Source organism: Wenzhouxiangella sp. YN1, assembly GCF_056324145.1.
In genome coordinates this window covers 75,943-100,056 of the sequence record NZ_JBJNIO010000148.1, presented here as the reverse complement: position 1 = coordinate 100,056, position 24,114 = coordinate 75,943, and the positions used below count along the sequence as shown (strand labels likewise).

The following is a 24,114-nucleotide window of genomic DNA, read 5'->3' as shown; positions in this document are numbered from 1 at the left end:
GGCCAGCTCTCAGAGCGCGTCTAGGTGACGCACTCGACGAGAAACTGCATCCAGGGATGGTCGATGGCGTGGGCCAGCCACGGGCCGGCGGCGATGAGCAGCCCGGTGAGCGCCAGTAGCACGGCGGCCAGTCGGCGCAGGCCGGGCCGGTTGACCGCCGAGCGGAACTTCAGCATCAAAAGCCCGCTGCCAAGCAGCAGCGGCACGGTGCCGACGCCAAAGGCGACGATCATGGTGCTGGTGGCCAGGGGGTCGGCCAGCATGACGGCGGTGGCGACCACGGTATAGAGCAGGCCGCAGGGCAGAAAGCCCCACATCAGCCCCAGCCCGATGGCGTTATCGAACGAGCGCACCGGCAGAAACTTCGCGAAGACCGGCATCATCCGCCGGGTCAGCGGCGCGGCAATCTGGCCGGCCACGTCGCGAAAGCGGCCGGGCAGGGCGATGTAGATGGCCATCAGCACGATGATGCCCCCCAGCAGCCAGCGCATGATCTGTGGCGCGGCCTCGGGCATGGCGGCTGCCGGCAGCATGCCCAGGCCGGTGGCGAGCAGGCCGATGGCCAGATAGCTCGCGATACGCCCGACGTGGAAACCGATGGCCAGCGCTCCGCGGCCGGCAGGAATCTGGGCATGCAGCAGGCCGACGATGCCGCCACACATGCCCAGGCAGTGCGTCGACCCGAACAGGCCGGCCAACAGGCCGGTGAGCAGGGCAGTTTCAGCGTTCATGGCCCGACCAGTCTACGACCGCGACCGGCCGGAGTGGTGACGATAGGCAGAACGCCGTGACGCCGGCCGAGGACGGCCGGCGTCCGGAGGGAAAGCTCGGGCGCGTTATCGGCGCTGCGCCAGCGGGCCCGAAGCGACTCTTTTTCCGATCAGCCGCGTGTGCGCAGCACGCCGAAGCCCAGCAGTGCCAGCAGGCCGGTCAGGGTGATCAGCATCCAGGGCCCATTGACCGGCACCGAGATGGCCGGCGCGCCACCGTCACAGCTTCCGGGCACGGTTTCGGGATGGAACGGATCTTCGCTGAACAGAGTCGCGCTGCCGGTGGTGGGGCCGTCGTAGATAGTGACACCGACGCCGGGCGCGCCAACTCCGACCAGACCTTCGAAGGTCAGGGTTACGTTAACGGTCCGGGTTTCACCCACGGGCACTGAAACAACTTCGAAAGCCACTTCCGAGCTGTCGTCCCAGATGGAAAAACGGATTTGATCATTGCCGCCGCCGAGGTCATTGGTGCCCTCGATTTCGGCGGTGATGTTGATGGTGACAAAGGAGCAGTCCCCCGGGCCGCCGTCGGTTTCCGTGCCGGTGATGCTGACATTGCCGGCAACGGCGCGCGCCGACGGCGGCGGCGTGCCGCCCGTGTTGTTGGCCAAAGCGGTGCTGGCGAGCAGCAGGCCGCCCAAAATCGCGATCAGATATTTCATGGTGCATTCACTCCCTGAGAGTCGTTGATTTATTTGCATTGCAGCCAGCCGCGGGTCAGAACTGCCGGGCGCGGCGGGCTCTCATCAATAACGAGAATCCGCGCCGGAATCCGACACGTCTGGCAATAATGCGTGGACGGGATGGCGGCTGTCAATCAAAAATGAGAGCCGCATCGCACTCAGGGGGTGGTTTTGCTTTATGGCGTGCTATCTGCGCGCTGAGGTGGCGATCAATTAGTCCCGGATCCAGTGGATTTCCCGTGTGGATGCTTTCAATCTTCCCTTTGCGCTACCTGTCCGCCCGTGGTGTCCGGACCTTCGGCCTGCTCTGCCGCATCGCCGTCGCGACGCGGGCTTCTGGCGCCGGGGCGGTCGTCCTCGTCGAGGATATCGAGCGCCGGGGTGTCGAGATCGTCGAACTGATCGTTGCGTACGGCCCAGAAAAAAGCGCCGATGGCCAGAATCATCAGCAGCACTGACAGCGGGATGAGGACGTAGATGATATTCATCGGGTTCAGGTGTGAAGTGTGAAGGGTCAGGGATTGGGGGCCGGGGTTGGTTGTTGGGGTGAGGGCTCCAGGGGCAGTCCGGGGCTGGGGTGGTTGTTGGGCAGGTGGCCGGCCCGGCGGCCGTTGGCGACCACGATCAGGCTCGATATCGACATGCCGATGGCAGCCGCCCAGGGGGGAACGAAACCGCAGGCGGCCAGCGGCAGGGCGAGTATGTTGTAGCCAAACGCCCAGGCCAGATTCTGACGGATCACGCCGACCACGCGCGGGGCCAGTTCGAAGACCTGGCTGGCGCGGCCCAGCGTTCGCCCGGTGATGACCAGGTCGGCCTGGGTGCGGGCGATGTCAGCACCTTCGGCGAGCGCCAGGGAAACATCGGCGCCGGCCAGTACGGGGGCGTCATTGATGCCGTCGCCCACCATGGCAACGCGCGCGCCTGCGGCCTGCAGGCGCTGCACCAGCTGGAGCTTGTCGGCCGGCTGCAGATCGCCCTCGAACTGCCGGATACCCAGGCGCCGGGCCATGCGCGCAACGTTCTCGGTGCGGTCGCCGGAGGCCAGCAGCACATGGATTCGGCGCGCCTTGAGCTGCTCGATGAGCTCGACAGCGCCTTCGCGCAGCGGGCTGTCGAGCCGTATCCATGCCAGCAGCCTGGACTGGTCGGCCAGTGCGATCCACTGTCCGTCTCCTGGCGCCGACAGATCCTGCCCCAGCCGCTGTGAAATCCAGGCGGGTTTGCCCAGCGCCAGCTCGTGGCCGTCCACCGTGCCCCGCACGCCGGCGGCTGTCACCGCTTCGGCCCGGGCCACGGCGCCGCCGTCGTCGTGGTCTTCGAAGGCCGTTGCCACCGGGTGGCGGCTGACCCGTTCCAGACGGCCGGCCAGACGGAGCGTGTGTTCATGATCCAGCTGGGGGTCGTCGATACGCACCTCGGCCACGCGCATTTCCGGCTGCGTGAGGGTGCCGGTCTTGTCGAGTACCACGTGGCTGATCCCCGGCAGCTTTTCCAGTACATTGCTGCCGGTGGTCAGCACCCCCAGGCGGGCAAATCCGCGCGCGGCCGAAGCCAGCGCCACCGGCGTGCCCAGGGCCAGGGCGCAGGGGCACGACACCACCAGTACGGAGATGACGATCGGCAGCATGCGCTGGGAGTCCAGCTGCCACCAGACCAGGGCAGTCGCCGCCGCGCCGCTGAGAACGAAGGCGACGAACCAGCCGGCGATGCGGTCGGCCACCTGCGCCAGGCGTGGCTTGTGGCCGCGAGCCTGTTCAAGCAGCTCGACGATGCCGGCAAGCACCGTGGACTGCCCGACTTCTCCGACCTCGACCACCAGCTGGCCGTCGCGCAGCAGCGAGCCGGCGAGTACCGACTCCCCCGCGCTGCGCCTGCGCGGGCTCGACTCGCCTGAAAGCAGGGATTCGTCGACCATGGCGCGGCCGTCCATGATGCGGCCGTCGGTCGGTATCGTTTCACCGGCGCTGACCTGAACGCGGTCGCCAGGCTCGAGTTCGACCAGGGCGACGGCTTCCGGGGCACCGTCCGGGTTCAGTCGGCGCGCCGCAGCCGGCAGCGAGCGTGCCAGCGCCGAATGCACGGATCCGGCGCGCTGGCGCGTCACCAGTACGGCGTAGCGCCCCAGCAGCAGAAAGAAGATGAACATCACCACCGAGTCGAAATACGCCTCGCCGGCATCGAGCAGCGTGGTGTAAATGCTGGCTGCGAGCGTCAGCAGCATGGCTGTGGCCACCGGTACGTCCATGCCCATGCTGCGGCGCCTGAGCGTGCGCCAGGCCGATTGATAGAAGATCCGCCCGGAGTACAACGCAATCGGAACGGCAACCACCATGCTGATGAGCTGAAAGAAGCGCTCACTGGTGGGATCGATGTCCTGGAAAGCGCCGATATAGCCGGCCAGGGCGTAACTCATGACCTGCATCATGCCCAGGCCGGCCACGACAATCGCCTTGAGGAGCTGTCGGCGCTCGGTTCGGTCGCGCAGTTCACCCGCCCGGGGCGAGTCCAGATGCGGTCGGTAGCCAAGCGCGGCCAGGCGCGTGGCCACTTGGCTCAGCGGCGTGCGTTCGGGGTCGAAGTGCAGGCGGGCGCGCCCGTCACCGATGTCGATCTGGATTTCGGCCACGCCGTCGAGCTCGCCGACAAAGCGCTTGATCAGCCAGCTGCAGGCCGCGCAGTGGACGTTCTCCAGCACCAGGGTGATCGTCGCCAGCCCCTTGCCGTCAGCGCGCGCATAGTGATGCCGGATGGCGTCACGGTCCCAGGCGCTGTAGTCGCCCGGGCGGTCGGCGGCGTCCGGGCGCTGGGGCAGGGCATCGCGAAAATCGTAATAGCGATCGAGGCCGGCCTGATCGATAAGAGTGGCCACGGCCTGGCAGCCGTGGCAGCACATCGGCCGTGGCTGGCCCGCAATGGTGGCCTGGAGGTCGACGCCGTGGGGCACCGGCTCACCGCAGTGCCAGCACGCCGCCGCAAGGCTCACAGCGGCTCCGGTTCGAGCCCGATCCGGCCGTTGACGGTGCCGGAGTAGCGCCCGGCAAGCCACCAGCTTTGCTGCAGGTCGCTGAGGATGACGCGAGCGCGCCCCGGCGGCGCCATACTGCCCAGCTCGGCCAGCCAGTGCCCGCTATCCACGCGGTGGGCGACCACAGAGATGTCGCGCTCGGCGTTGACCGGGTGCTGAAAGCGCAGCAGCAGCTGTTTCGGCAGCGCTTCGATCTGCAGCGCGTCGAGCACCAGTTCGGCCTGGTTATCGCTCACCAAAAGGCTCGCGCTCAGGCCGAGTTCGGTGGCCCGTGTGCTGCGCTCGCGCGTGTTGACCATCGTCTTGCCCAGCGGCTGGTAGTCGCCGGTCACCATCTGCGGGGCATTGTTGAGGCCGATGATCAGTACGCCGGTGCCCGAAGCCAGGCCCATTACCAGAATTGCCAGGATGAACCACACCCAGAACTCGCGGTACCAGGGGTGCGCTTCATTCGCGCTCACTTCAGGATTCATTCAGTTACTCCAGTGCACGAGCCGGGATGAAGAAGCGGGTTTCGGTCTGGTTGAGCACCGTGCCTTCTGCATCGCTGGTGATGATCATGATTTCATGCATGCCGGCGCGTGCGTTTTCAATTGGCAGGCCAACGGTCAGCGGCTGGTTGGCGACCTCCGACGGGGCGATATTCACCGGCGTGGTCGGCTCGATCACGCGCAGGCCGGTCATGGACTGGCCCTGTACCTCGATGCTGACGGCAAGGTCACGCTCGGTACGGTTGGACAGCTTGAGGGTGTAGGGGTTCTCCAGCGTCTGTTCGGTTACCCGGTGCAGCGCGGTGCGGTCGCGCAGCACGTCCACCAGCAGCGGCTCGCGGCCGGTGAGAACCAGGCCAACCAGCGCGGCAAGCGCCAGCAGTGCAGCCAGATAAATGAAGATACGCGGCCGGAAAATGCGGGTGGGCTTTCCGGTCATGGCGTTTTCGGTGGTGTATCGAATCAGCCCGCGGGGGTAACCCATGCGGTCCATGACGTCATCGCACACGTCAATGCATGCGGCACAGGCAATGCATTCGATCTGCAGGCCGTCGCGAATGTCGATGCCGGTCGGGCAGACCTGCACACAGCCCATGCAATCGATACAGTCGCCCAGGCCCAGCTCGGCCTGGTCGGCTGTCTTCTTGCGCGGGCCGCGTGGCTCTCCGCGGTTGACATCGTAGGAGATGACCAGCGAGTCATCGTCGAACATGGCCGACTGGAAGCGCGCATACGGGCACATGTACTTGCAGACCTGCTCGCGCAGGTAGCCGGCGTTGCCGTAGGTAGCAAAGGCATAGAAGAACAGCCAGAAGGTTTCCCAACCGCCCAGGTTGAACTCGAGCAGGCGCAGGCCGAGGTCGCGGATCGGAACGAAAAAGCCGACGAAGGTGAAACCGGTCCACAGGGCAAAGGTGATCCAGAGGAACTGCTTGGCTGACTTGCGGCCGATCTTTTCGCGGTTCCATGGGCCCTGGTCGAGCTTCATGCGCTTGTTGCGGCGGCCTTCGGTGATGCGCTCGAGCCACAGGAAGACTTCGGTCCAGACCGTCTGCGGGCAGGCGTAGCCGCACCACAGCCGCCCGGCCAGGGCGGTGAAGAAAAACAGCGTCAGCGCGGCCATGGCCAGCAGCAGCGCCAGAATGATCAGATCCTGCGGCCACAGCGTGAGGCCGAAGATGTGGAACTGACGGTTGACCAGATCGAACAGAACGACCTGCTGGCCGTTGATGCTGAGCCAGGGCAACAGGTAATAGAGCCCCAGCAGCACCCACACGGCGATGACCCGCAGGCGGGCAAAGCGGCCCTTGATCTCGCGCGGGTAGACCTTGGCCTGCTTGACGTAGAGCGGAATGGTTTCCTGGCTTGCGCCGTTGCTCATTTATGCATCCTGCTGTTGAAACGACTGGCCGGCCGCAGCAGCAGCCAGGTGAACAGGCTCGAGCCCGCAGTGGCTCCCCAGAACAGGAAAAAGCCGATGGTGTAGCCGGTCATGCGACCGATTTCGAGCTCGGGGAAGGTCATGTCCCGCAGCGTCAGCGGGTCGACGATGGCGAAGAACACGATTGTGGCGATGCCGGCGGCGAAGAACGACGGCCAGAGAATGGCCCCCATGCGCTGGGCCAGGGGGCGCGGCGGAAAATCGATATCAACTCTGGTCATCGTCTTGCTGGCTCAGGCTGAGGACGTAGGCGGCAACCAGCCGGGTGCGGATGTCGCCCAGCAGCTCCTGCTGCGCCGGCATCACGCCGTTGCGGCCTTCGCGAATGGTTTCACGGATGGTGTCCAGGTCGCCGCCATAGGTATAGACGCCGGCGGTCAGGTCGGGTGCACCGAGATGAATGTTGCCGGTGCCGTCCGGGCCGTGGCAGGCGGCACAGTTCTGCTGGAACAGCTTTTTGCCGGCCGCGGCCATGGTGGCGTCGACGCGGTTGCCGGCCAGCTGTTGCGCATATACCGCAACCCGGGTCACGCCCTGTTCACCCAGGCTGTCCCCCAGGGGCGGCATGATCGCCTGACGGCCGGACTGAATCGTCTCCAGCACGCGCTCGGGGCTGCCGCCCCAGATCCAGTGCTGGTCGGTCAGGTTGGGGTAGCCCTCGGCGCCGCGGGCATCCGAGCCGTGGCAGGTCGAGCAATTGTGGGCAAAGACGTTGCGGCCGACACGCAAGGCTTCTGCATTGCCGGTCAGCTGCTCGACGGGTCGGGCGGCGAGCTCGGCAAAGCGGGCACGAAACGCTTCATCGGCGCGTGCCATCTCGGCCTGATACTGATTTTCCTGCGTCCAGCCCAGCGTGCCTTCGTAACGGCCCAGGCCCGGATACAGCACCAGATAACCCAGCGAGAAGATGACGCTGCCGTAAAACAGCCACAGCCACCAGCGCGGCATGGGGTTGTTGTACTCGCGCAGGTCCTCATCCCACACGTGCGTGGTGGTCTCGCCATGCTCGTCATGCGCTTGCGACTGTACGCGCGCGCGGCCGGTGGCGATAAACAACCACACCAGCCCGGCGGTGAAGCCCAGCGTGATGAGGACGACATACCAGTGCCAGAAGGCGCTCATGATGAATTCTCCTTGTCCTTGCGATCGTCAACCTTTTGGCGTTCTTCCTGCCTGCGCCGGTCGTCTTCTTCCAGCGGCAGGTTGGCCTGTTCGTCAAAGTCTTCCTTGCGCTTGATGAAGAACACCCAGATGACGATGGCCACAAAGGCGATCATGGCAATGGCCGTGATCAGTCCGCTGCTCATGAACCGCCTCCCTGCGTGGCTGCGTTGCCGTTGGCAGTGCGCTGGCCGGTCCATTCCGTGCCCAGCCCCTGCAGGTAGGCGATCACCGCTTCCAGCTCGGTGCGGCCGGCAACCTCATCCGCGGCGGCTTCGATCTGCTCGTCGCTGTAGGGGTGGCCCATGCGCTGAAGCACGCGCATGCGCTTCTGGATCGACTGCGGGTCGACGAAGCGCTCGGCCAGCCAGGAGTAGGCCGGCATGTTCGATTCGGGTACCACGGCACGCGGATTCAGCAGGTGCAGCTCGTGCCAGTCGTCGCTGTAGCGTCCGCCCACCCGGGCCAGGTCCGGGCCGGTTCTCTTGGAGCCCCACTGGAACGGGCGGTCATAGACGAACTCGCCGGCGACCGAATAGTGGCCGTAGCGCTCGGTTTCGGCCCGGAACGGACGAATCTGCTGGCTGTGGCAGTTGTAGCAGCCTTCCGAGACGTAGACATCACGGCCGGCCAGGCGCAGCGGGCTGTGGGGCTCAACGCCTTCGGCCGGCTCGACCACGGCGGCCTTGAACATCAGCGGGATGATCTCGACCAGGCCGCCGAAGCTGATGGCGACCACGATCAGGATGGCCATCAGGCCAATGTTCTTTTCGATCTTGTCATGCATGCTAGCCATGAATCATTTCTCTCCTGAGATCAGGCGTGTGCCGGTGCCTTGACCGGCACGTCCAGGTTGTCCGTTTCGCGCATCTGCCAGGTCTTCCAGATGTTGTAGAACATGATGAACATGCCCGAGAGGAAGACGAGTCCGCCCAGCAGGCGCAGCATGTAGTAAGGCTCGGTCTGCTGTAGCGCCTCCACGAAGGTGTAGGTCAGCGTGCCGTCATCGTTGAAGGTGCGCCACATCAGGCCCTGCATCACGCCGGCGATCCACATGGCGGTGATGTAGAGCACCGTGCCGATGGTGGAGACCCAGAAGTGCCACTCGATCAGGCGCGTGGAGTACATCCTGTCGACGCCGAAAACGCGCGGCGCCAGGCCGTAGATCGAGCCGATGGTGATCATGGCCACCCAGCCCAGCGCGCCGGCATGTACGTGACCAATGGTCCAGTCGGTGTAGTGCGACAGCGCGTTGACCGTCTTGATCGACATCATCGGCCCCTCGAAGGTCGACATGCCGTAGAAGCTCAGGGCGACGATCAGGAAGCGCAGGATGGGATCGGTTCGGAGTTTGTGCCAGGCGCCCGAGAGGGTCATGATGCCGTTGATCATGCCGCCCCAGCTGGGCGCAAACAGCATCAGTGAAAAGACCATGCCCAGCGACTGCACCCAGTTAGGCAGCGAGGTGTAGTGCAGGTGGTGTGGCCCGGCCCACATGTAGATCGCGATCAGTGACCAGAAGTGCACGATCGACAGGCGATAGGAATACACCGGCCGCCCGGCCTGCTTGGGCACAAAGTAGTACATCATGCCGAGAAAGCCGGCGGTCAGGAAAAAGCCCACCGCGTTGTGGCCGTACCACCACTGCACCATGGCATCGACCGTGCCGGAATAAATCGGATAGGAGTGCAGCCAGTCGGTGGGAACGGCCAGATTGTTGACAATGTGCAGCACCGCAATCGTCAGGATGTAGGCGCCGAAGAACCAGTTGGCCACGTAGATATGGCGCACCCGACGCTTGGCAATGGTGCCGAAGAACACCACGGCATAGGCCACCCACACCGCGGCGAGCAGAACCGCCACCGGCCAGATCAGTTCGGCGTACTCGCGGCTCATGGTGTAGCCCAGCGGCAGCGTGATCACCGCGCTGACGATGACGACCTGCCAGCCCCAGAACGTGAACGCCGCCAGGCTGTCGGAAAACAGTCGCGTGTGACAGGTGCGCTGGACGACGTAATAGCTGGTGGCAAAGAGTCCGGAGCCGCCAAAGGCGAAGATCACGGCATTGGTATGCAGCGGCCGCAGGCGGCCATAGCTCAGCCAGGGAATGCCGGCCCCGAGCTCGGGCCAGATCAGCTGCGCTGCGATGAGCACGCCGACGAGCATGCCCACGATGCCCCAGATCACCGTTGCCCAGGTGAACTGCCGGACAACGCGGTCGTTATAGGTGGTGGAATTCGCCATTAATGGATCCCTTCAATGGTTGGTCGATACTGAAAAATCGAGTGCTGCAAATTATCGTTAGTGAATGCGGCCGGATTCTTGACCAGAATCAATCCCCGACGCTTCCAGTCGGCCAGGCGGTATGATTGCCGGGATGAGTCCGATCTCCACTTTCCGCTGCCGCTTGCGCTCATGAGCCGACTCAGCGTCAATGACTGGCTGCTGACCGAATCGTTTCGTCATCTGGAAGAGCGTTGCGGTCGCCTGGCTGACCAGGCTGCCGTCGTGGTCGCTCGCGATCGCGGCGGCGACCTGGCGCAGCGCATCCGCGCGCGCGCTGCGGCTCTGGATCCGGCACCGGCCATCCGTGCCGACATTCTTCGTTTGCGCCGGGCCCTGGTCTGGCTGGGTGTTGGCATGGCCGGCCTCGGTGCCCTGGCCGGCGCGATCGCGGCGCGGGCCACGGTGGCCGAAAGTCGCGTCGATATCCTGCTCGCGGCGGCGGCGCTGTTGCTTGTTCCCACCCTGATGTTGTTGCTCTGGGCGGTCTTGATGGCCTGGGGTCACGGCCGCGCCGGCCCCCCCAGCCTGGCGGGCAGCGTTGCCGGTCGCGTGCTGCGGTGGCTGGCGCCAAGGCTGCTTGCTTCGCCGCATGCAGCCGATGTGATGGCGGCCTTCGCTTCGCTGCCGGGTACCGGCTGGGGACGCTGGGTGTTGAGTGCTGTCGGTCACGGATTCTGGCTCGGCTATGCCCTGGGCGCCTTTGGCGCTCTGGTCGTTTTCTTCTCGGTGGTTCAATATGAACTGATATGGGGGACGACGCTGCTCAGTGATTACAGCGTTGTTCAACTGGTGCAGGGGTTGGCGGCCTGGCCGGAAATCCTTGGTTTCATGCCCGAGGCGGATGAAGCCTGGATTGTTGCCGGGCGTGAGGGTGCTGCCGAAGCTACCGCCAGGGCGGAGTGGGCGCGATTCCTTCTCGCCATGATCGCTGCGTGGGCTATTGTACCCCGCGCGTTTCTGTTTGGGGCTTCATTTGGCCTGGCCGTCGTGGCCGGCCGCAGAATGCATCTGGATACCACTCGCCCCGGCTATCTGCGCCTGGCGGGCGATCTGGCCGTGGTCGAGCGCCACGAGCCTGCAGCGAGCCGGCCGCTGCCGCCACACCGGGCGCGCGGGCCGCGACGCCAGAAATCCAATGCCCGCGGCATCCTGGCCGTGGCCGTGGAGCTCGAGCGCGAGGGTGCAACGGGCGCCGGCGTGGTGCCCGGCATCGACGTGATTGATCTGGGGCGCGCCGACGATCGCGCCGGGCGCCTCGCGGCGCTGGAAGCAGCGGCGGGGCGGCGCCGGCCGGCCGCGGCCGTGCTCGGCATCTGCTCGCTGCTGAGAACGCCGGATGCCGGCACCGGTGATTTTCTTGCGCGCCTGGCCGACACCGCTGATGCGCCGCTGTGGCTGGTGCTTGACGAAAACACCCGGCTCGAGGCCCGCGGCGGCGATGCGGCGGCGCGGCGTCGCGACTGGCAGACTCTGGCCGAGCGCGCCGGTGCCCGCGTGGTCATGATTGATCGTGAAGCGCCCGAAGCCGGAGAGCTGGCGCTTTTGCATCGGGCGCTGGGCGCCGAGAGCGAAAACTCGTGAGCAGCGGCCCGCTCAAGGTGGCCATTGTTGGCCATACCAATACCGGCAAGACGTCTCTGGTGCGTACGCTGACGCACGATCGCGATTTTGGTGAAGTCCGTGATGAGTCGGGCACCACCCGCCGGATTGCCCGGGGCGAGCTGGTGGCCGCTGACGGTGCGCGTATCCAGCTCAATGATTCGCCCGGCCTGGAAAATGCGCCGGCACTGCTTGACTGGCTCGATGGCGTGTCCGGCGAGCGTCACGATGGCCCGGCCCGCATTCGTCGATTTCTCGACGACAGCGATGCGGTCGAGCGCTTCGACCACGAAGCCCGGGTACTCGAGTTGATGCTCGCGATGGACGTGGCCCTGTACGTGATCGATGCCCGCGAGCCGGTACTGGAAAAGTATCAGGACGAGCTGGCTGTGCTCGGGCTGTGCGCCAGGCCCATCGTGGCGGTGCTCAATTTTACTGCCTCGGACAGCAGCCGTGAGGCGCAGTGGCGTGATGCTCTGGCCCGGGTTCGCCTGCATACCGTGTTGGCTTTCGATGCCGCCGTGCGTGACCCGGCGACCGAGCTCGCCTTGTTCGAGAAGCTCAAGAGCCAGCTCGATCATCACGCAGACGTGCTGTCAGCCTGGCTTGGCCACCGTCGCGCCGAAGAGCGGCAGCGCAGGCAGGCGGCGCTGGAGGCCATCGCCGCCATGCTGCTTGATGTGGCCGCCTGCGTGCGCGAGATCGAGGCCGGCAGCGAGACCGAGCGTCAGCAGGTCTGGCGCGAGCTGCGGGCAACCATTCACCGGCGCGAGCAGGCCTGTGTCGATACCCTGCTGGAGCTCTACCGTTTCGGACGCGAGGACTATGACGAAGCGGAGTTGCCCGTCAGCGACGGCCGCTGGCATGCTGATCCATTCGACCCCGAAACGCTGCGCCACTATGGCCTGAGGGCTTCGAGCCATGCCGCCGCCGGTGCCGGCGGCGGCGCGCTGGTCGATGTGGCCACCGGCGGGCTGTCGCTGGGTGCCGGCATGCTGGCCGGGGCCGCCCTGGGTGCCGGAACCGGCCTGGTCCGTTCGGCCGGCTCGCGCCTGATCGATCGCCTGCGCGGCCGGGAGCGCATCCAGGTCAGCGATGCCGTCGCCCGCCTGATGGTGGCGCGCTCGGTGGAGTTGCTCGCCGCGCTGATGCATCGCGGCCACGGCAGCCCCGACCGTATCCGCGCCCGGGTTGTGGCTGCTCTGGACAAGCGCCGCCTGCCGCGGGCCGTGCGTCGCGCACGGCACCATCCGGATTGGTCGGCGCTCAACGGCGGCGGCGTTTCGGGCAGCCGCTCGACGGCGCTGGCCGAGCTGGCCGCGGAACTGAATGATTCACTCGAGTCGCTGGCCTGGCCAAAAAGCGGCGCCTGACGCTGTCGCCGAACGCAGCACAAAAAGCGCTGGATTTTGCTCTCGTGTCCACGTATACTGGAAACGTGCCTACGGTAAATGGCGCGTGTGAATTCAGGTTGACCCCTCCCTATCTGGCAGGACATCGCCGAAATCCCATCTTCATCTACCCTGGCGCGTTTATTTTTGTTTTTATACAGGTAGCAAGATCATGGCAACAGGTTCAGTCAAGTGGTTCAACGAAGCCAAGGGCTTCGGTTTCATCAGCCAGGATGATGGCGGCAAGGACGTCTTCGTTCACTTCTCCGCCATCCAGGGCAGCGGCTTCAGAACCCTGGCCGAAGGCCAGAAAGTCACCTTCGATATCCAGGAAGGCCCCAAGGGCCCGCAGGCCGCCAACGTCGAGCCCGCCTGAAGCGAACCGCTTCATGACAGGTAGGAAAGAAAAACCCCGCTGCGGCGGGGTTTTTCTTGTCTGCACGGTCGGTGCGCTAGGACAGGCTGTCGCTGCGATCGTCGGGCGAAGGGGCTCGGCTGCGCTCGGCAGGGCAGTGAAAGGGCCGGCCATCGCGCCCGGCGTGATAGGCAACCTCCCGACCTTCTGTGCGCAGCAGGATGTAGTAGCCCTCGACCAGGGCCTGGGTGTACATCATGCCCTCCTGCGGGCAGCCCATGGCGCCGTTCGCCCAGGTGACGGCCCGGGCCCGAACGGTCTCGATTGCTGCGATTGGTGTGCCGCTGCGTTCCGCCAACGCTTCGCGCGCGGCCTGCACGGCCTCCTCCAGGCTCAGGCTGTTGCCGTTGCTGGCATGCATGTTGATCTCTCCGCTCGATTGCTCGCCTGACGCCGCCGATCCCGTCGGATCCCCGGTCGATTGATCATCGCCGGTGCGGTCTTCGGACTGGCTGCAGGCGCCCAGCGCCAGCACAAGAAACAGCCCGGCGAGCGCGTGCAATGTTTTACTTCCCGTATTCATGGTCCGATGTGCCCATCCATCTGTGTCGATCAGCTTCGATTATGGCACTGCGTGGCCACGCATGACAGCAAGGGCGGGGCAGGTTTCCCGGCCCGACCATCGTCTGCGCGCGGATTTCGTGCGCCCTGTCATTGCGCGGGTTGATTACCAGCGGTGATAGGCCGGATGCCCCGGCTTGACGGCGACGAAGCGACCGCTGGCGGTGGCGCACACCTTGTCACCGGCCGACAGTTCGGCGGCGATGCTGACGATACCCTTGTCGTCGCGGCCTTCGACCCAGGCTTCCAGATGCAGCGGCCCGGAAGACGGCGTCGGCCGCCGGAGCTGAACACCGTAGTCCATGGTGACTGTCGACGGCACGGCTTCGAGCCGGTCTTCCTGCATCAGGTGCCAGGCCGCGGTCCAGTTCATGTGGCAGTCGAGCAGGGTGCCGATGATGCCGCCGTTGATAACGCCGGGAAAAGCCTCGTGGTGGGCTTCTGGCTGCCAGTCAGCGGTCATGCGCTCGCCTTCGACGAAGGAGCGGATGCGCAGGCCCTGCTCGTTGGCCGGCCCGCAGCCAAAGCAGATGCTCTCCGGCGCCAGCTGTTCCTGAATGCTCTTGTTGCTCATTGAGGTCTCCTTGCTCAGGCCCCGATCGCGAAGCTCCGGGCCTTCAGTTGTTGATGGTATAGCTTAGATCAACGCCGGTGTCGCGTTCGCCCGAGACCACGCGCACACCCCAGCGTGTGGACAGCTCGTAGCGGCCCGACAGCACGTTGCCGGTCTCGAACAGACCCACGCCATAGCTGACGAACAGGCGCGGCAGCAGATAGAAACCGACGTTGAGTGCACCCTGGCCCCCGGCCTGGTCGAAGTCCGAGCCCGTGACTACATAGGCCAGTGCTTTTTCCTGGCTGGTCGGTGGATCGGTGTAGAGCTCGATGTGCGGGTTGCGGGCGTTTCCGGTGATTTCGACCCCGGCGGTTTCCACTTCCGGATCGCCGAAGATGTCGCGCACGGCGCGGATATCCAGGCGCGGATTATCAGTCGGCTCGCCGGTGAAGATGACTTCGCCGTCGTTGATCTCGAGGTTCTGGCCGTAGGCGCGGTAGGCGCCCTCGGGCAGACGGATGGCACCGCGGCTTTCGGGCTTGGGCGGTCCGTTCCATGCCAGCTCCAGGCCGCCGGCGAGTTCGGTGCGGAATCCTTCCATGGCCAGGCTGGCGTTGTCGCCCAGGTCAATGCCCAGCCGGCCTTCGATTCGCCGCTTGACTGCATTCCCGGCCGCCTCCTGTTCGTCTTGCTCACCGGCAATCTCGACGTCGGGAGAGGGCTGGACGCGCTCGGCCGCGCCGGGCGGCAACCCGCCGCGCAGCCGGTCGATGTGGATATCGCCGTTGATACTGACCTGGTCGGGCTGCAGATCAAGGCTGACCTGCGGGCTGGCAGCCAGTTCCAGCCAGTCGGCGCCGGCAAACTTGAATTGCTCGCCTTCGATCCGGCTTTCCAGGCGCCAGCCGTCATCGCCCAGGCGGGCCTGCCCGGACAGACTCAGCTGGCCGTCGCCCGATCGCGCCCGGCCTTCGAGAGTGGCGCGATCGGCCGAGCCCGACAGCGCCAGGTGAATGTCGTGGATGTTCAGGCCGAAGGGTGCGTGCACCACCTCGCCGTTATCGACGGCCACGCGACCGCTGATCGAGGGCCCGGTGATCGGGCCGGTCACCTCGATCCGGCCGTTGGCGGAGCCGCCGATGCGGTCGATCCGCGGGATCAGGTGCGCAAACGCGGCGATGTTGGGCAGATCGAGCCTGGCCTCGCCTTCGAGCCGAGTGTCAGCCAGCTTGCGTAAATCGACCACATGCGCCTGGCCGTTGATCGTGGTCTGGCCTTCCAGGCGTAGCTGCAGGCCCGCCAGCAGCCCGGTGTCATCGGTCGGTTCGAGGTCGAGCCGCAGCGCGTCGATGGTCAGCAGCTCCTCTTCGTCGCCAATGGCCTGGAGTTCGCCGGCGCTCATTTCGAGCCCGCCTTCCACCCGCGACAGGCCAGCCTGGTCCCAGGCCGCTTCGACCTTGCCGGAGAGGGTGTTGGTCAGCGAAATGACCGGGTCGAGCGGCAGCAGCAGAAGGTCCATGGGCACCTGCTCGATACGGGTGGCGACACGACCTTCCGCGCCTGCCTCGAGGTGCTCGAGGCAGAGCCGCGCCGGCGTGTCGGCCGCGGTGGTCAGGCAGGCTGTTTTGGCCACGATGCGCCCGGCGGACCAGGCCAGGGGCAGCGCGGCAGCCAGCCGCCAGTCGCCGGCCACGGTCTCGCCCAGATACAGGCGCGTGATCTCGCCCTGCCATTCCGGCGCTCCCTCCAGGCAGTCGACGAGCTGGCCGCCCATGGCCAGGTTGAGATTGCCGCGGGAGCCGGAGGTGGTGAGCTCGAGTCGATGCGACTGACAGCCGCCACCCAGGGTGAGCTCCAGCCGCTCGATGCGCTCCCAGGGCTGGAGGTCGAGGTTGGTGGCGGTGATGTTCAGGTCCATTGCCGGCTGATCCAGCCACGCAAGCCCCAGATCGACATCGGCCTGCTCCAGTTTGTAGCCCTGGTAGCGCAGCTCGTCGAGCTGGCCGCTGAGATCGAGCTGACCTTTGCCGGGCCGAAGCTGGCCGGCCAGGTGGATTTCGCCGGCCAGCTCGGGCCAGAGTTGATCAAGCGAGGCTGCATTCAGGTCGATCCGCAGGGCTTCTGCGTCTTCGCTGTCGAGGGCAATGCGGTTGTTGCCCAACTGCAGCTGCAGATCGGCCGCTTCCGGGTGATCGCCCGCCCATGCCAGCTGCCCCGACCCGGTCAGCGCCTGGCCACGAAGACGACCGCTGAGCTCGTCGAGCCCAACGGTCAGCTGCCAGTGGTCATCGCGGGCCAGGCTGATTGCAGCGCGGCCGTCGATCCGCCCGGGCAGTTGGCTGACCAGAACGCCGGGGTCGAATCCGTCGAGCACCAGGTTGACCTCGGCGGCCAGTGCAGGCTGCCAGGCCACGCGACCGTCCAGCGCCAGCGATCCGTGCTCTCCGGCGGTGATGGTCAGCTGCCGGATGCGGGCGGTCTCGCGCGTTCCGCTGGCGCTGGCCTCGATGTGCGCGGCCGGCGTCCGTGGCGATTGCACCATGGCTTCGATGCGAGCCCGCCAGTCGCTGATCTGTCCGGTGACATGAATTTGGCCGGACTCGCTGGCCACCAGTGGCTCGACATCATCAGTGACTGGCGGCCAGGCAAACTGCTGCCATTCGAGCGTGGCGTTGACGTGGTCGCCGGCCGGGTCGATGCGGCCGCTGCCGGTCACCTTCAGATCCCCCGGGTTGGCGCGCAGGGAAAGCGACTCGACTGCAATCACGCCCTCTTGCGTGGCCACCGCCAGCTCGCCGCTGATGCGGCCCTGATTGGGCCACTGGGGGTACAGCGGCGTGAGGTCGAGAGATTCGATTTGCAGGCTGGCGCGGGAAGCCGGCGCCGATTCGCTCCAGTCGAGCTGGCCGTGGCCGCTGATCCGGCCGTCGAGCAGTTGCGCGTCGAGCGTTTCGATGGTCAGCGACTGGGTGCCACCCGACAGCGCCAGCGAGTACTCGCCGGGCGGAATGTCCGGGCCGCTCACTCGCGCGCTGGAGTTGGCTTGCCAGTCCTCCGGCTGGCCGTCGAGCGAGACCACCATGTCGTCAACGTTCACGGGCAGGCCGGGCCAGCCGCTCAGTTTGCCGGTGACTCTGGCCTCGATGGCGGGTGATTGGAGCAGATCGCGCAGCCTGCCGCTGCCTTCGAGCCGGGCCGGGCCTGCTGTCGACAGCTCGATATCAAGCGCCGCCGGGCGGCCGGCCAATGTGATGTGTCCGGACTGCGTTGTGCCCTCCTCGAGGGGCACCTCCACTTCGATGTCGAGTCGGCCCTGGCCCTGGCGCTCGAGCGCCCAGTGCCCTGCGGCGCTGGCGCGTCCGGTTTCGCTTGCAACGGCAAGTCGATCGAGCTCGAGACGGTCGCCGTAACGCCCGGCCAGCCCGATATGGTCGATGCGCAGCGGTTCGCTGCCGGCGTGGATGGTCAGCTGCCGCAGGTCGAGCTCTTCGACGACGATGTCGATCGGACTGGCCAGCGCCGAGAGATCGAAGGCTGACTCGGCCTTTTCTTCTGCAGGTGCTTGAGCCTGTGGCGGGTGAATGTCGATGCCGCGGCCGCGCAGGCGGCGAACCACCACGCGCGGACCGGAGAACAGCTCCACGCGCGCGGCCAGTTCCAGCTGATCGGCGCTGACCCGCATGCCGGCGTGGGCAAAGTCGACGCCCTGCAGGGTGAGGCCCGAAGCCAGGCCGCCGGCGAAAGCGTCGTAATCGAGGCGTTCGACAAACCCGCTCGCGCGGGCAACGGCCCAGCGGGCGCCGCTTTCGGTATGCGTCAGCCACAGCCAGGCTGCCGTTGCCAACAACAGCAGGGTCAGTATGGCAATACCAATGATGCTCAGCCACTTTTTCATAGCAGTTGCGTGCCGATGGTGAAGTGCAGACGCCAGGGGTCATCGACTTCGTCGAGGGCCTGGGCGATGTCGATGCGAATCGGGCCGATCATCGTATACCAGCGGAAACCCACGCCGACGCCGCGCTTGAGCTTGCGTTGGCTGAAATCGTTGAAAGCGTTGCCGATATCGGCAAAGGCCGCCAGCGACCAGTTCTGTCCGACGCGGTATTCGTATTCGACCGACCCGACCAGCAGGTGATTGGCGCCGTTGCGGTTGGTGCTCAGCTTCTCGTAGCCATAGCCGCGCACCGTTCTGTCGCCCCCGGTCTTGAAGCGGTAGCGCTCGGGCACTTCGGTGAGCGTCAGATCCAGGCGGCGATCGTCCAGGTCGATGTCGAGGCGGCGGGTGTCGGCTTCGGTATAGCCCGCCTCGCCGCGCAGCATCAGCTTGTGACGCTCGCCAAAAATCAGGTGCCACTGCCCGCTCAGCCAGGCCTGGGCAAAGCTGACATCCGAGCCGGCTGACTCGTGCGCGCCGATGAGGTGCGCCTGCCATACCGAGCCGCTGGCGTTGAAGCCCGCGCCTCGTATCCGGGGCAGTCGCCAGCGTCCGCCGAAGGCGACGACGCGGCTTTCGGTATTCAGATAAGGGCGCAGCTCGGGGTTGGCCTCGAGCAGGGCGTCGTTCTCGCGGCTGAAGGAGCCTTCGCGAAGGGCATCAAAGGACTCGTTGAGAAGCGAAACGAACAGCCGCTCTTCCAGCCCCTGATAGCGCTTTGACCAGAGCTTGCGTTCCTGAAGTCGGCCGAAGGTCAGCTGGGTCTGATCGCGGCGGCCGTTGAAAGCTTCGAACACCGGTTCGATACGGTCTTCGTCGTAGAAGCGGAAATCATCCTGCTCGCTGCGCAGCGTGGTGCCGGCGGTCAGAAACTCCGAGGGCTGATCACCGCGCGGGCGGCGATATTCGCTCTGAAAGACATACTCCCGCCGGTATTGCTGAGCGCCGAGTGCGGCTTCCAGGCGGTCGCCGCGCGCGCTCAGGTAGTGGCGCGTCCAGCCCAGCTGCATCCTTGCGCCGGTGTCGGTGCCGAACCCCAGGGTGGCGCGCCAGGTGTTGGGCGACCGGGTTTCCAGCCGGTAGACCAGATCGACGCAATGCCGCTCATCGTCGCGCTCGGTATCGACAACCACGCGGTCGAACAGGCCGGAGCGCACCAGTGCTTCGCGCTGTCGATCGAGCCGCTCGATGCTGTAGGGCTCGTCGGGCTCCAGGATGTGAAGGCGTTCCATCAGCGATTCGCTGAAGGGTTGTTCAGGCGCCATATAGCGGCCGAAGCGGTAGCGGGGGCCGGTATTGAAGACGATGTGGATATCAGCCTTTTCGCGCTCGGCGCCGACCGTGACGCGTCGTTTCTCGAAGCGGGCCTGAAAGTAGCCGCGTTCCTCGGCCAATTGCGTGAGCCGTCGCCAGGCTTGTTCCCAGGCGGGGTGGTGGAGCCGGTCGCCGGACTGCAGCGGCCATTGTTCACGCCACCGCTTCAGCTCGGGGTCGTCACGGCCATCGCCTTGCAGTTCGATGTTCACCGTGTCGATCGATACCGGCGGGCCGGGCTTGATGTTCAGGCGGGCCTGCCAGTGCTGGCTGTCGTCCTCGGGCTCGATCAGGCGCACCTGGATGTCGGCGCGATAGTATCCGTACGGCCTGAGTGCCTGTTCGACCTCCGAACGCGCATCACCGGCGAGCTGGCGCAGGCGCCACAGCGACAGCTCGTCAAGTTTTTCAGCCTGGACCAGCGAGACGGATGCGCGCACGTTGGCCAGCAGACCGCCCGCCACGCCGCTGATTTCGGTGGAAACAGTGGCCGCCCTGGTCAGGCCGCTGCCAAGCAGCATGGTCAGCAAGAGCAGGGCCGACAGCAGTCTGGCGGTCATGCAATCTCCCGGAAAGTCGAATTCTTATGGTAACCCTCCGACAGTGAGTGCGGCTTGATGTTCAGGCCGTGCGCGCCCAGGCATTCTGGCGCCGGTCGAGCTGGCGATAGCCGATGGCTTCGCTGAGATGGCGCGCCTCGATGCGCTCGCTGGCGTCGAGGTCGGCAATGGTGCGCGCCACGCGCACAATGCGATGGTGGGCGCGCGCCGAAAGGCGCAGCTTCTCGCAGGCGGCCTCGAGCAGCGTGGCCTGGTGGGCATCGAGCGCGCAGTGCTCGCGAATCCCGCCGACATCCAGCTGTGCATTGACCCCGCCGCGCCGCGCCTGAATGGCTCTTGCCGCGAGAACGCGCTGCCGGACGTCGGCTGACGACTCGCCGGGCGGCAGGTCCTTGAGCGACTGGCGCGGCACTTCCACGTGCAGATCGATGCGGTCGAGCAGCGGGCCGGAAATGCGATCGCGGTAGCGCCGGATCTGATCGGGCGTACAGGCGCAGCGGCCTGACGGATCGCCCTCGTAGCCGCAGGGGCAGGGATTCATCGCGGCCACCAGCATGAAACGGGCCGGGAACTCCGCCTGAACGGCGGCGCGCGAGATGATCACGCGGCCCGACTCCAGCGGCTCGCGCAGCACCTCGAGCACGTGGCGCGAGAACTCCGGCAGCTCGTCGAGAAACAGCACGCCGCCGTGGGCCAGGGAGATCTCGCCGGGGCGCGGTTTCGAGCCGCCGCCGACCAGCGCCACGCCCGAGGCGGTGTGGTGCGGCGAGCGGAACTTGCGCTGGCGCCAGGTGGGCGGGTCGAGTTCATGGCCCACGACCGAGGCAATGGCGGCCGCCTCCAGGGCCTCGGTTTCTTCCATCGGCGGCATGATGCCGGGCAGGCGCGAGGCCAGCAGGGTCTTGCCGGTGCCCGGCGGGCCGATCAGCAAGAGGTTGTGGCCGCCGGCGGCGGCGATTTCCAGCGCCCGGCGCGCGCGGTGCTGACCGAGCACGTCGGCCAGGTCGGGCCCGGCGATGTCCTTGAAGCCCGACACCGGCTCGGCCCGCGGCAGGGGCTGTCGGCCGTTGAGTGCTTCGGCGACCTCGCACAGGGACTCGGCCAGATAGATCTCGGCATCGGCCACCAGCCCGGCTTCTTCGGCGTTGGCGCGCGGCAGGATCAGCTTGCGGCCCTGTTCGCGGGCGCGCAGGATGGCCGGCAGCGCTCCCTTGATCGCGCGCAGTCGCCCGGTCAGCGACAGCTCGCCGAGAAACTCCCAGCCTCCGAGATCATCATCGGGCACCTGCCCGGAGGCGGCGAGCACGCCCACGGCGATCGGCAGATCGAAGCGCGAGCCCTCCTTGGGCAGGTCGGCCGGCGCCAGCGACACCGTGGTGCGCCAGGAGGGCAGATCGAACTCCGAGTTCTTGAGCGCGGCGCGCACCCGGTCCTTGCTCTCGCGCACGGCGGTCTCGGGCAGGCCGACGATGGCGAACATCGGCAAACCCGGCGACAGGTTGACCTCGCAGAGCACCTGCGGCGCCTCGATGCCGACAGCGGCGCGTGATTGGACGGTGGCCAGGCCCATCCTGATTCCTTTGCCCGAAGTCTGACCTGGATCCTGGCCTGTTCGGGGCAGCGATGAAATGGGTCGACCGCGCCATGGCCTGTAGGAAATCTGCTATTCGTGGCTTGCCGGGCCCTTGTCTGTCTGGCCGGCGAGCGGATGATCGGGCCGTTTCTGACTGCAGAAGACGATCACGGAATCGCCAATGATTCCAGACTCCCTTGCCTGGTCGCTGCAATGCCGGGTCTGCATGCCGGTGACGCTCGATATCATCTCCGGCAGATCGCCCCCGAAGTCGGTGAAGACAAGCGAACCCTCCGGGTCAACGGGGTTTCCATGGTGCTCCGGTTCAAGCACGTGCACGATGCGTCCCTGTTGTTCGTATGCCCGCGTTCTCGTCTTCGCGGCGGGATACCAGGGGATCGTGAATACATGGCGGCCTCCGGGGCGAAGGACGCGGGCGATTTCCCGGAAGGCGCTTGCCGGATTCGCGACGTGCTCGAGCACGTCCTGGGTAATAACCAGATCGAACTGCTCGTCCGGATAGGTCAGGTATTCCAGGTTTTCGTTGCGGTAGCCCCTGATGGTTGTGCCCGGTTTCGCACTTGGGAAATAGTGGGTTGTTTCATAAAACTCGAACCGCCGGCGAAATTGCCGGGCGACGTGCTCTACCGGCGCCACTTCCAGCACGCGAGCGTCTTGTCTGGTCTCGAGTCGAGTCTGAAGGAAGTGAGCCAGCGCGCGCTGGCGAGCCGATGAGCGGCAGCGAATGCACTTCAGGTCTTCTCGATACCATGACCCGACGGGAATAAAGACGCTGCGCTTGTTGCACACGGGGCACCAGCCGCCAAGCGCCTTGCCGGTCAGGGTGTTCATCGCTGCGGTGATCAAGCGGCGTGTTTTGATGAAGTCCTCCCGAGTTCTCCGATTCTGTAGATGGACAGCGGATCATGCTGCCGCGCCGCGTCCGCAGTCGGCAGGGTGAGTGGCGGGGTAAACCGCAGGACTGCTGGCCGACTGCAATGTGAATTGTACTCAGCTGCGCTTTTGCGCCTGTAGCTGTAGTTGCCGGTGCGTGCGCAATGGAAGCCAGAAGCAGATCAGAGCGATCGGGTACTGAACCAGAAAAGCAATTGGGAATTACCGGTCCTTCAGGTTCAGGCGAGCGCGGATTTGCCGGGTGTCCTGGCCGGTGTAGGGAGCTGCCCGCTCCGTGCTCAGACTTGAGTCGGAAAACACGATCGGGGTGCGCACGCCGGGCGCACGGCCATCTTCAAGGTGGGGTGCGGCAAGATCCAGTTGCAGCTGGCGGTGGCGCACCTGGGGATCTTCGAAGGCTTCAGCCAGCGTATTGACCGGGCCGGCCGGAATCAGCTCTTGTTCCAGCTGGTGGAGCAGCAAGTCGCGCTCCCGTTCGGCAAAGACCTGCTCCAGAAGATGTATCAGCTCCTCACGGTGGCGCACCCGCGCGGCGTTGGTGGCAAAGCGGCTGTTGCTGGCGATTTCGGGCCGCTCCAGAACCTGGCACAGGCGATCGAACTGGGCATCGTTGCCAACCGCCAGCATGATGTAGCCGTCGGCCGTGGCAAAGACCTGATACGGCACGATATTGGGGTGTGCCGTACCCAGCCTGCCAGACGACTGGCCGGAGACCAGGTAGTTGAGGTTCTGGTTGGCCAGCGAGGCCAGCATGCAGTCCATCAGCGAAATATCAATCTGTTGTCCACGACCGGTTCTTTTTCGCTGCGTCAGCGCTGCTTGAATACCGATGACGCCGTACAGGCCTGACAGAATATCCGCGATGGCCACGCCAACTTTTACTGGCGGCCCGCCAGCGTCGCCGGTAATGGACATCAGCCCACTCATGGCCTGGATAATGGCGTCATAGCCGGCGCGTTGGGCATACGGGCCGTCTTGGCCGAAGCCGGTGATGGAGCAGTAGACCAGCCCGGGGTTGAGCTCTTGCAGCGTGGGGTAGTCCAGTCCGAAGCGGGCGAGGCTTCCGACCCTGAAGTTTTCAACCAACACGTCAGCGTCGGCAACAAGTTGGCGCAGCACTTCAAGATCGTCCGGATTGTTGAAGTCAGCCACGATGGATTTCTTGCCGCGATTGCAGCTGTGGAAATAGGCGGCATCGCTTCCTTTCCCGCCAGAAAGGGCAATATCAGGTGGCCCCCAGCGGCGGGTATCGTCGCCGGCTGGCGACTCCACCTTGATTACCTCGGCACCCAGGTCGGCCAGCGTCTGGCCAATCCATGGCCCGGCCAGAATACGAGCCAGTTCAATGACCTTCAAGCCTGCCAAGGGCGACGATTCGTCTCGCATTGCATGTCTTTCCAGTAGGTCTGATGGCATTCTGGCAGCTTGAGAAC

The 24,114-nt window shown here is 65.6% G+C and carries 21 protein-coding genes; 3 read left to right on the top strand and 18 right to left on the bottom strand.

Annotated elements, in window-relative coordinates; genetic code table 11:
* Positions 1-20 precede the first annotated feature (20 nt).
* The 11 genes from ACEWQZ_RS09245 to ccoN form a co-directional block, all read right to left on the bottom strand.
* The gene (locus tag ACEWQZ_RS09245; RefSeq protein ID WP_476482803.1) at positions 21-731 is read right to left on the bottom strand and encodes a sulfite exporter TauE/SafE family protein; all 711 of its coding nucleotides are present in this window, start codon (positions 729-731) and stop codon (positions 21-23) included.
* A 149-nt stretch (positions 732-880) separates the two neighbouring features.
* Positions 881-1,435 (bottom strand): hypothetical protein, encoded by a 555-nt coding sequence (locus ACEWQZ_RS09240; RefSeq protein ID WP_476482802.1) that lies wholly within the window; start codon positions 1,433-1,435, stop codon positions 881-883.
* A gap of 272 nt (positions 1,436-1,707) precedes the next feature.
* The gene (ccoS, locus tag ACEWQZ_RS09235; RefSeq protein WP_476482801.1) at positions 1,708-1,944 is read right to left on the bottom strand and encodes a cbb3-type cytochrome oxidase assembly protein CcoS; all 237 of its coding nucleotides are present in this window, start codon (positions 1,942-1,944) and stop codon (positions 1,708-1,710) included.
* 26 nt (positions 1,945-1,970) lie between these two features.
* On the bottom strand, positions 1,971-4,442 hold the full coding sequence (locus ACEWQZ_RS09230; protein ID WP_476482800.1) for a heavy metal translocating P-type ATPase: 2,472 nt from the start codon (positions 4,440-4,442) through the stop codon (positions 1,971-1,973).
* Positions 4,439-4,957, bottom strand: coding sequence for a FixH family protein (locus tag ACEWQZ_RS09225; RefSeq protein ID WP_476482799.1), 519 nt, complete (start codon positions 4,955-4,957; stop codon positions 4,439-4,441). The genes ACEWQZ_RS09230 and ACEWQZ_RS09225 overlap by 4 nt, the downstream gene beginning before the upstream one ends.
* Before the next feature lie 4 nt (positions 4,958-4,961).
* Complete coding sequence (gene ccoG, locus ACEWQZ_RS09220) at positions 4,962-6,356, bottom strand: cytochrome c oxidase accessory protein CcoG (protein ID WP_476482798.1); 1,395 nt, start codon at positions 6,354-6,356, stop codon at positions 4,962-4,964.
* Entirely contained in the window at positions 6,353-6,637 is a 285-nt protein-coding gene (locus ACEWQZ_RS09215; protein ID WP_476482797.1) for a hypothetical protein, read from the bottom strand. Before ACEWQZ_RS09215 ends, ccoG begins: the two co-directional genes overlap by 4 nt.
* A complete protein-coding gene (ccoP, locus tag ACEWQZ_RS09210; RefSeq protein WP_476482796.1) occupies positions 6,624-7,538 on the bottom strand; it encodes a cytochrome-c oxidase, cbb3-type subunit III in 915 nt (304 codons plus the stop codon). The genes ACEWQZ_RS09215 and ccoP overlap by 14 nt, the downstream gene beginning before the upstream one ends.
* Positions 7,535-7,723, bottom strand: coding sequence for a cbb3-type cytochrome oxidase subunit 3 (locus ACEWQZ_RS09205; RefSeq protein WP_476482795.1), 189 nt, complete (start codon positions 7,721-7,723; stop codon positions 7,535-7,537). The genes ccoP and ACEWQZ_RS09205 overlap by 4 nt, the downstream gene beginning before the upstream one ends.
* Positions 7,720-8,373, bottom strand: a complete 654-nt coding sequence (gene ccoO, locus ACEWQZ_RS09200) for a cytochrome-c oxidase, cbb3-type subunit II (protein ID WP_476482794.1) — start codon at positions 8,371-8,373, stop codon at positions 7,720-7,722. Before ccoO ends, ACEWQZ_RS09205 begins: the two co-directional genes overlap by 4 nt.
* A 20-nt stretch (positions 8,374-8,393) precedes the next feature.
* A complete protein-coding gene (gene ccoN, locus ACEWQZ_RS09195) occupies positions 8,394-9,821 on the bottom strand; it encodes a cytochrome-c oxidase, cbb3-type subunit I (protein WP_476482793.1) in 1,428 nt (475 codons plus the stop codon).
* Between the two features lie 171 nt (positions 9,822-9,992).
* Between ccoN and ACEWQZ_RS09190 the strand changes: the two genes are divergently transcribed.
* The 3 genes from ACEWQZ_RS09190 (at position 9,993) to cspE (ending at position 13,229) form a co-directional block, all read left to right on the top strand.
* Positions 9,993-11,444, top strand: coding sequence for a DUF2868 domain-containing protein (locus ACEWQZ_RS09190; RefSeq protein WP_476482792.1), 1,452 nt, complete (start codon positions 9,993-9,995; stop codon positions 11,442-11,444).
* On the top strand, positions 11,441-12,835 hold the full coding sequence (locus tag ACEWQZ_RS09185; protein ID WP_476482791.1) for a GTPase/DUF3482 domain-containing protein: 1,395 nt from the start codon (positions 11,441-11,443) through the stop codon (positions 12,833-12,835). Before ACEWQZ_RS09190 ends, ACEWQZ_RS09185 begins: the two co-directional genes overlap by 4 nt.
* A gap of 190 nt (positions 12,836-13,025) precedes the next feature.
* Entirely contained in the window at positions 13,026-13,229 is a 204-nt protein-coding gene (cspE, locus tag ACEWQZ_RS09180) for a transcription antiterminator/RNA stability regulator CspE (protein ID WP_476482790.1), read from the top strand.
* Positions 13,230-13,305: 76 nt separating this feature from the next.
* Here cspE and ACEWQZ_RS09175 read toward each other — a convergent pair whose 3' ends face one another.
* The 7 genes from ACEWQZ_RS09175 to ACEWQZ_RS09145 all read right to left on the bottom strand — a co-directional run bounded on the left by ACEWQZ_RS09175 (position 13,306) and on the right by ACEWQZ_RS09145 (position 24,067).
* On the bottom strand, positions 13,306-13,791 hold the full coding sequence (locus ACEWQZ_RS09175) for a hypothetical protein (protein WP_476482789.1): 486 nt from the start codon (positions 13,789-13,791) through the stop codon (positions 13,306-13,308).
* A 144-nt stretch (positions 13,792-13,935) separates the two neighbouring features.
* The gene (locus ACEWQZ_RS09170) at positions 13,936-14,403 is read right to left on the bottom strand and encodes a PaaI family thioesterase (RefSeq protein WP_476482788.1); all 468 of its coding nucleotides are present in this window, start codon (positions 14,401-14,403) and stop codon (positions 13,936-13,938) included.
* A gap of 43 nt (positions 14,404-14,446) precedes the next feature.
* Complete coding sequence (locus tag ACEWQZ_RS09165; protein ID WP_476482787.1) at positions 14,447-18,280, bottom strand: translocation/assembly module TamB domain-containing protein; 3,834 nt, start codon at positions 18,278-18,280, stop codon at positions 14,447-14,449.
* Complete coding sequence (locus ACEWQZ_RS09160; RefSeq protein WP_476482786.1) at positions 18,277-20,193, bottom strand: autotransporter assembly complex protein TamA; 1,917 nt, start codon at positions 20,191-20,193, stop codon at positions 18,277-18,279. The genes ACEWQZ_RS09165 and ACEWQZ_RS09160 overlap by 4 nt, the downstream gene beginning before the upstream one ends.
* Positions 20,194-20,254: 61 nt before the next feature.
* On the bottom strand, positions 20,255-21,763 hold the full coding sequence (locus ACEWQZ_RS09155) for a YifB family Mg chelatase-like AAA ATPase (RefSeq protein ID WP_476482785.1): 1,509 nt from the start codon (positions 21,761-21,763) through the stop codon (positions 20,255-20,257).
* A 93-nt stretch (positions 21,764-21,856) separates the two neighbouring features.
* A complete protein-coding gene (locus ACEWQZ_RS09150) occupies positions 21,857-22,618 on the bottom strand; it encodes a class I SAM-dependent methyltransferase (RefSeq protein WP_476482784.1) in 762 nt (253 codons plus the stop codon).
* 264 nt (positions 22,619-22,882) lie between these two features.
* Complete coding sequence (locus tag ACEWQZ_RS09145; RefSeq protein WP_476482783.1) at positions 22,883-24,067, bottom strand: CaiB/BaiF CoA transferase family protein; 1,185 nt, start codon at positions 24,065-24,067, stop codon at positions 22,883-22,885.
* Between the last annotated feature and the right edge of the window lie 47 nt (positions 24,068-24,114).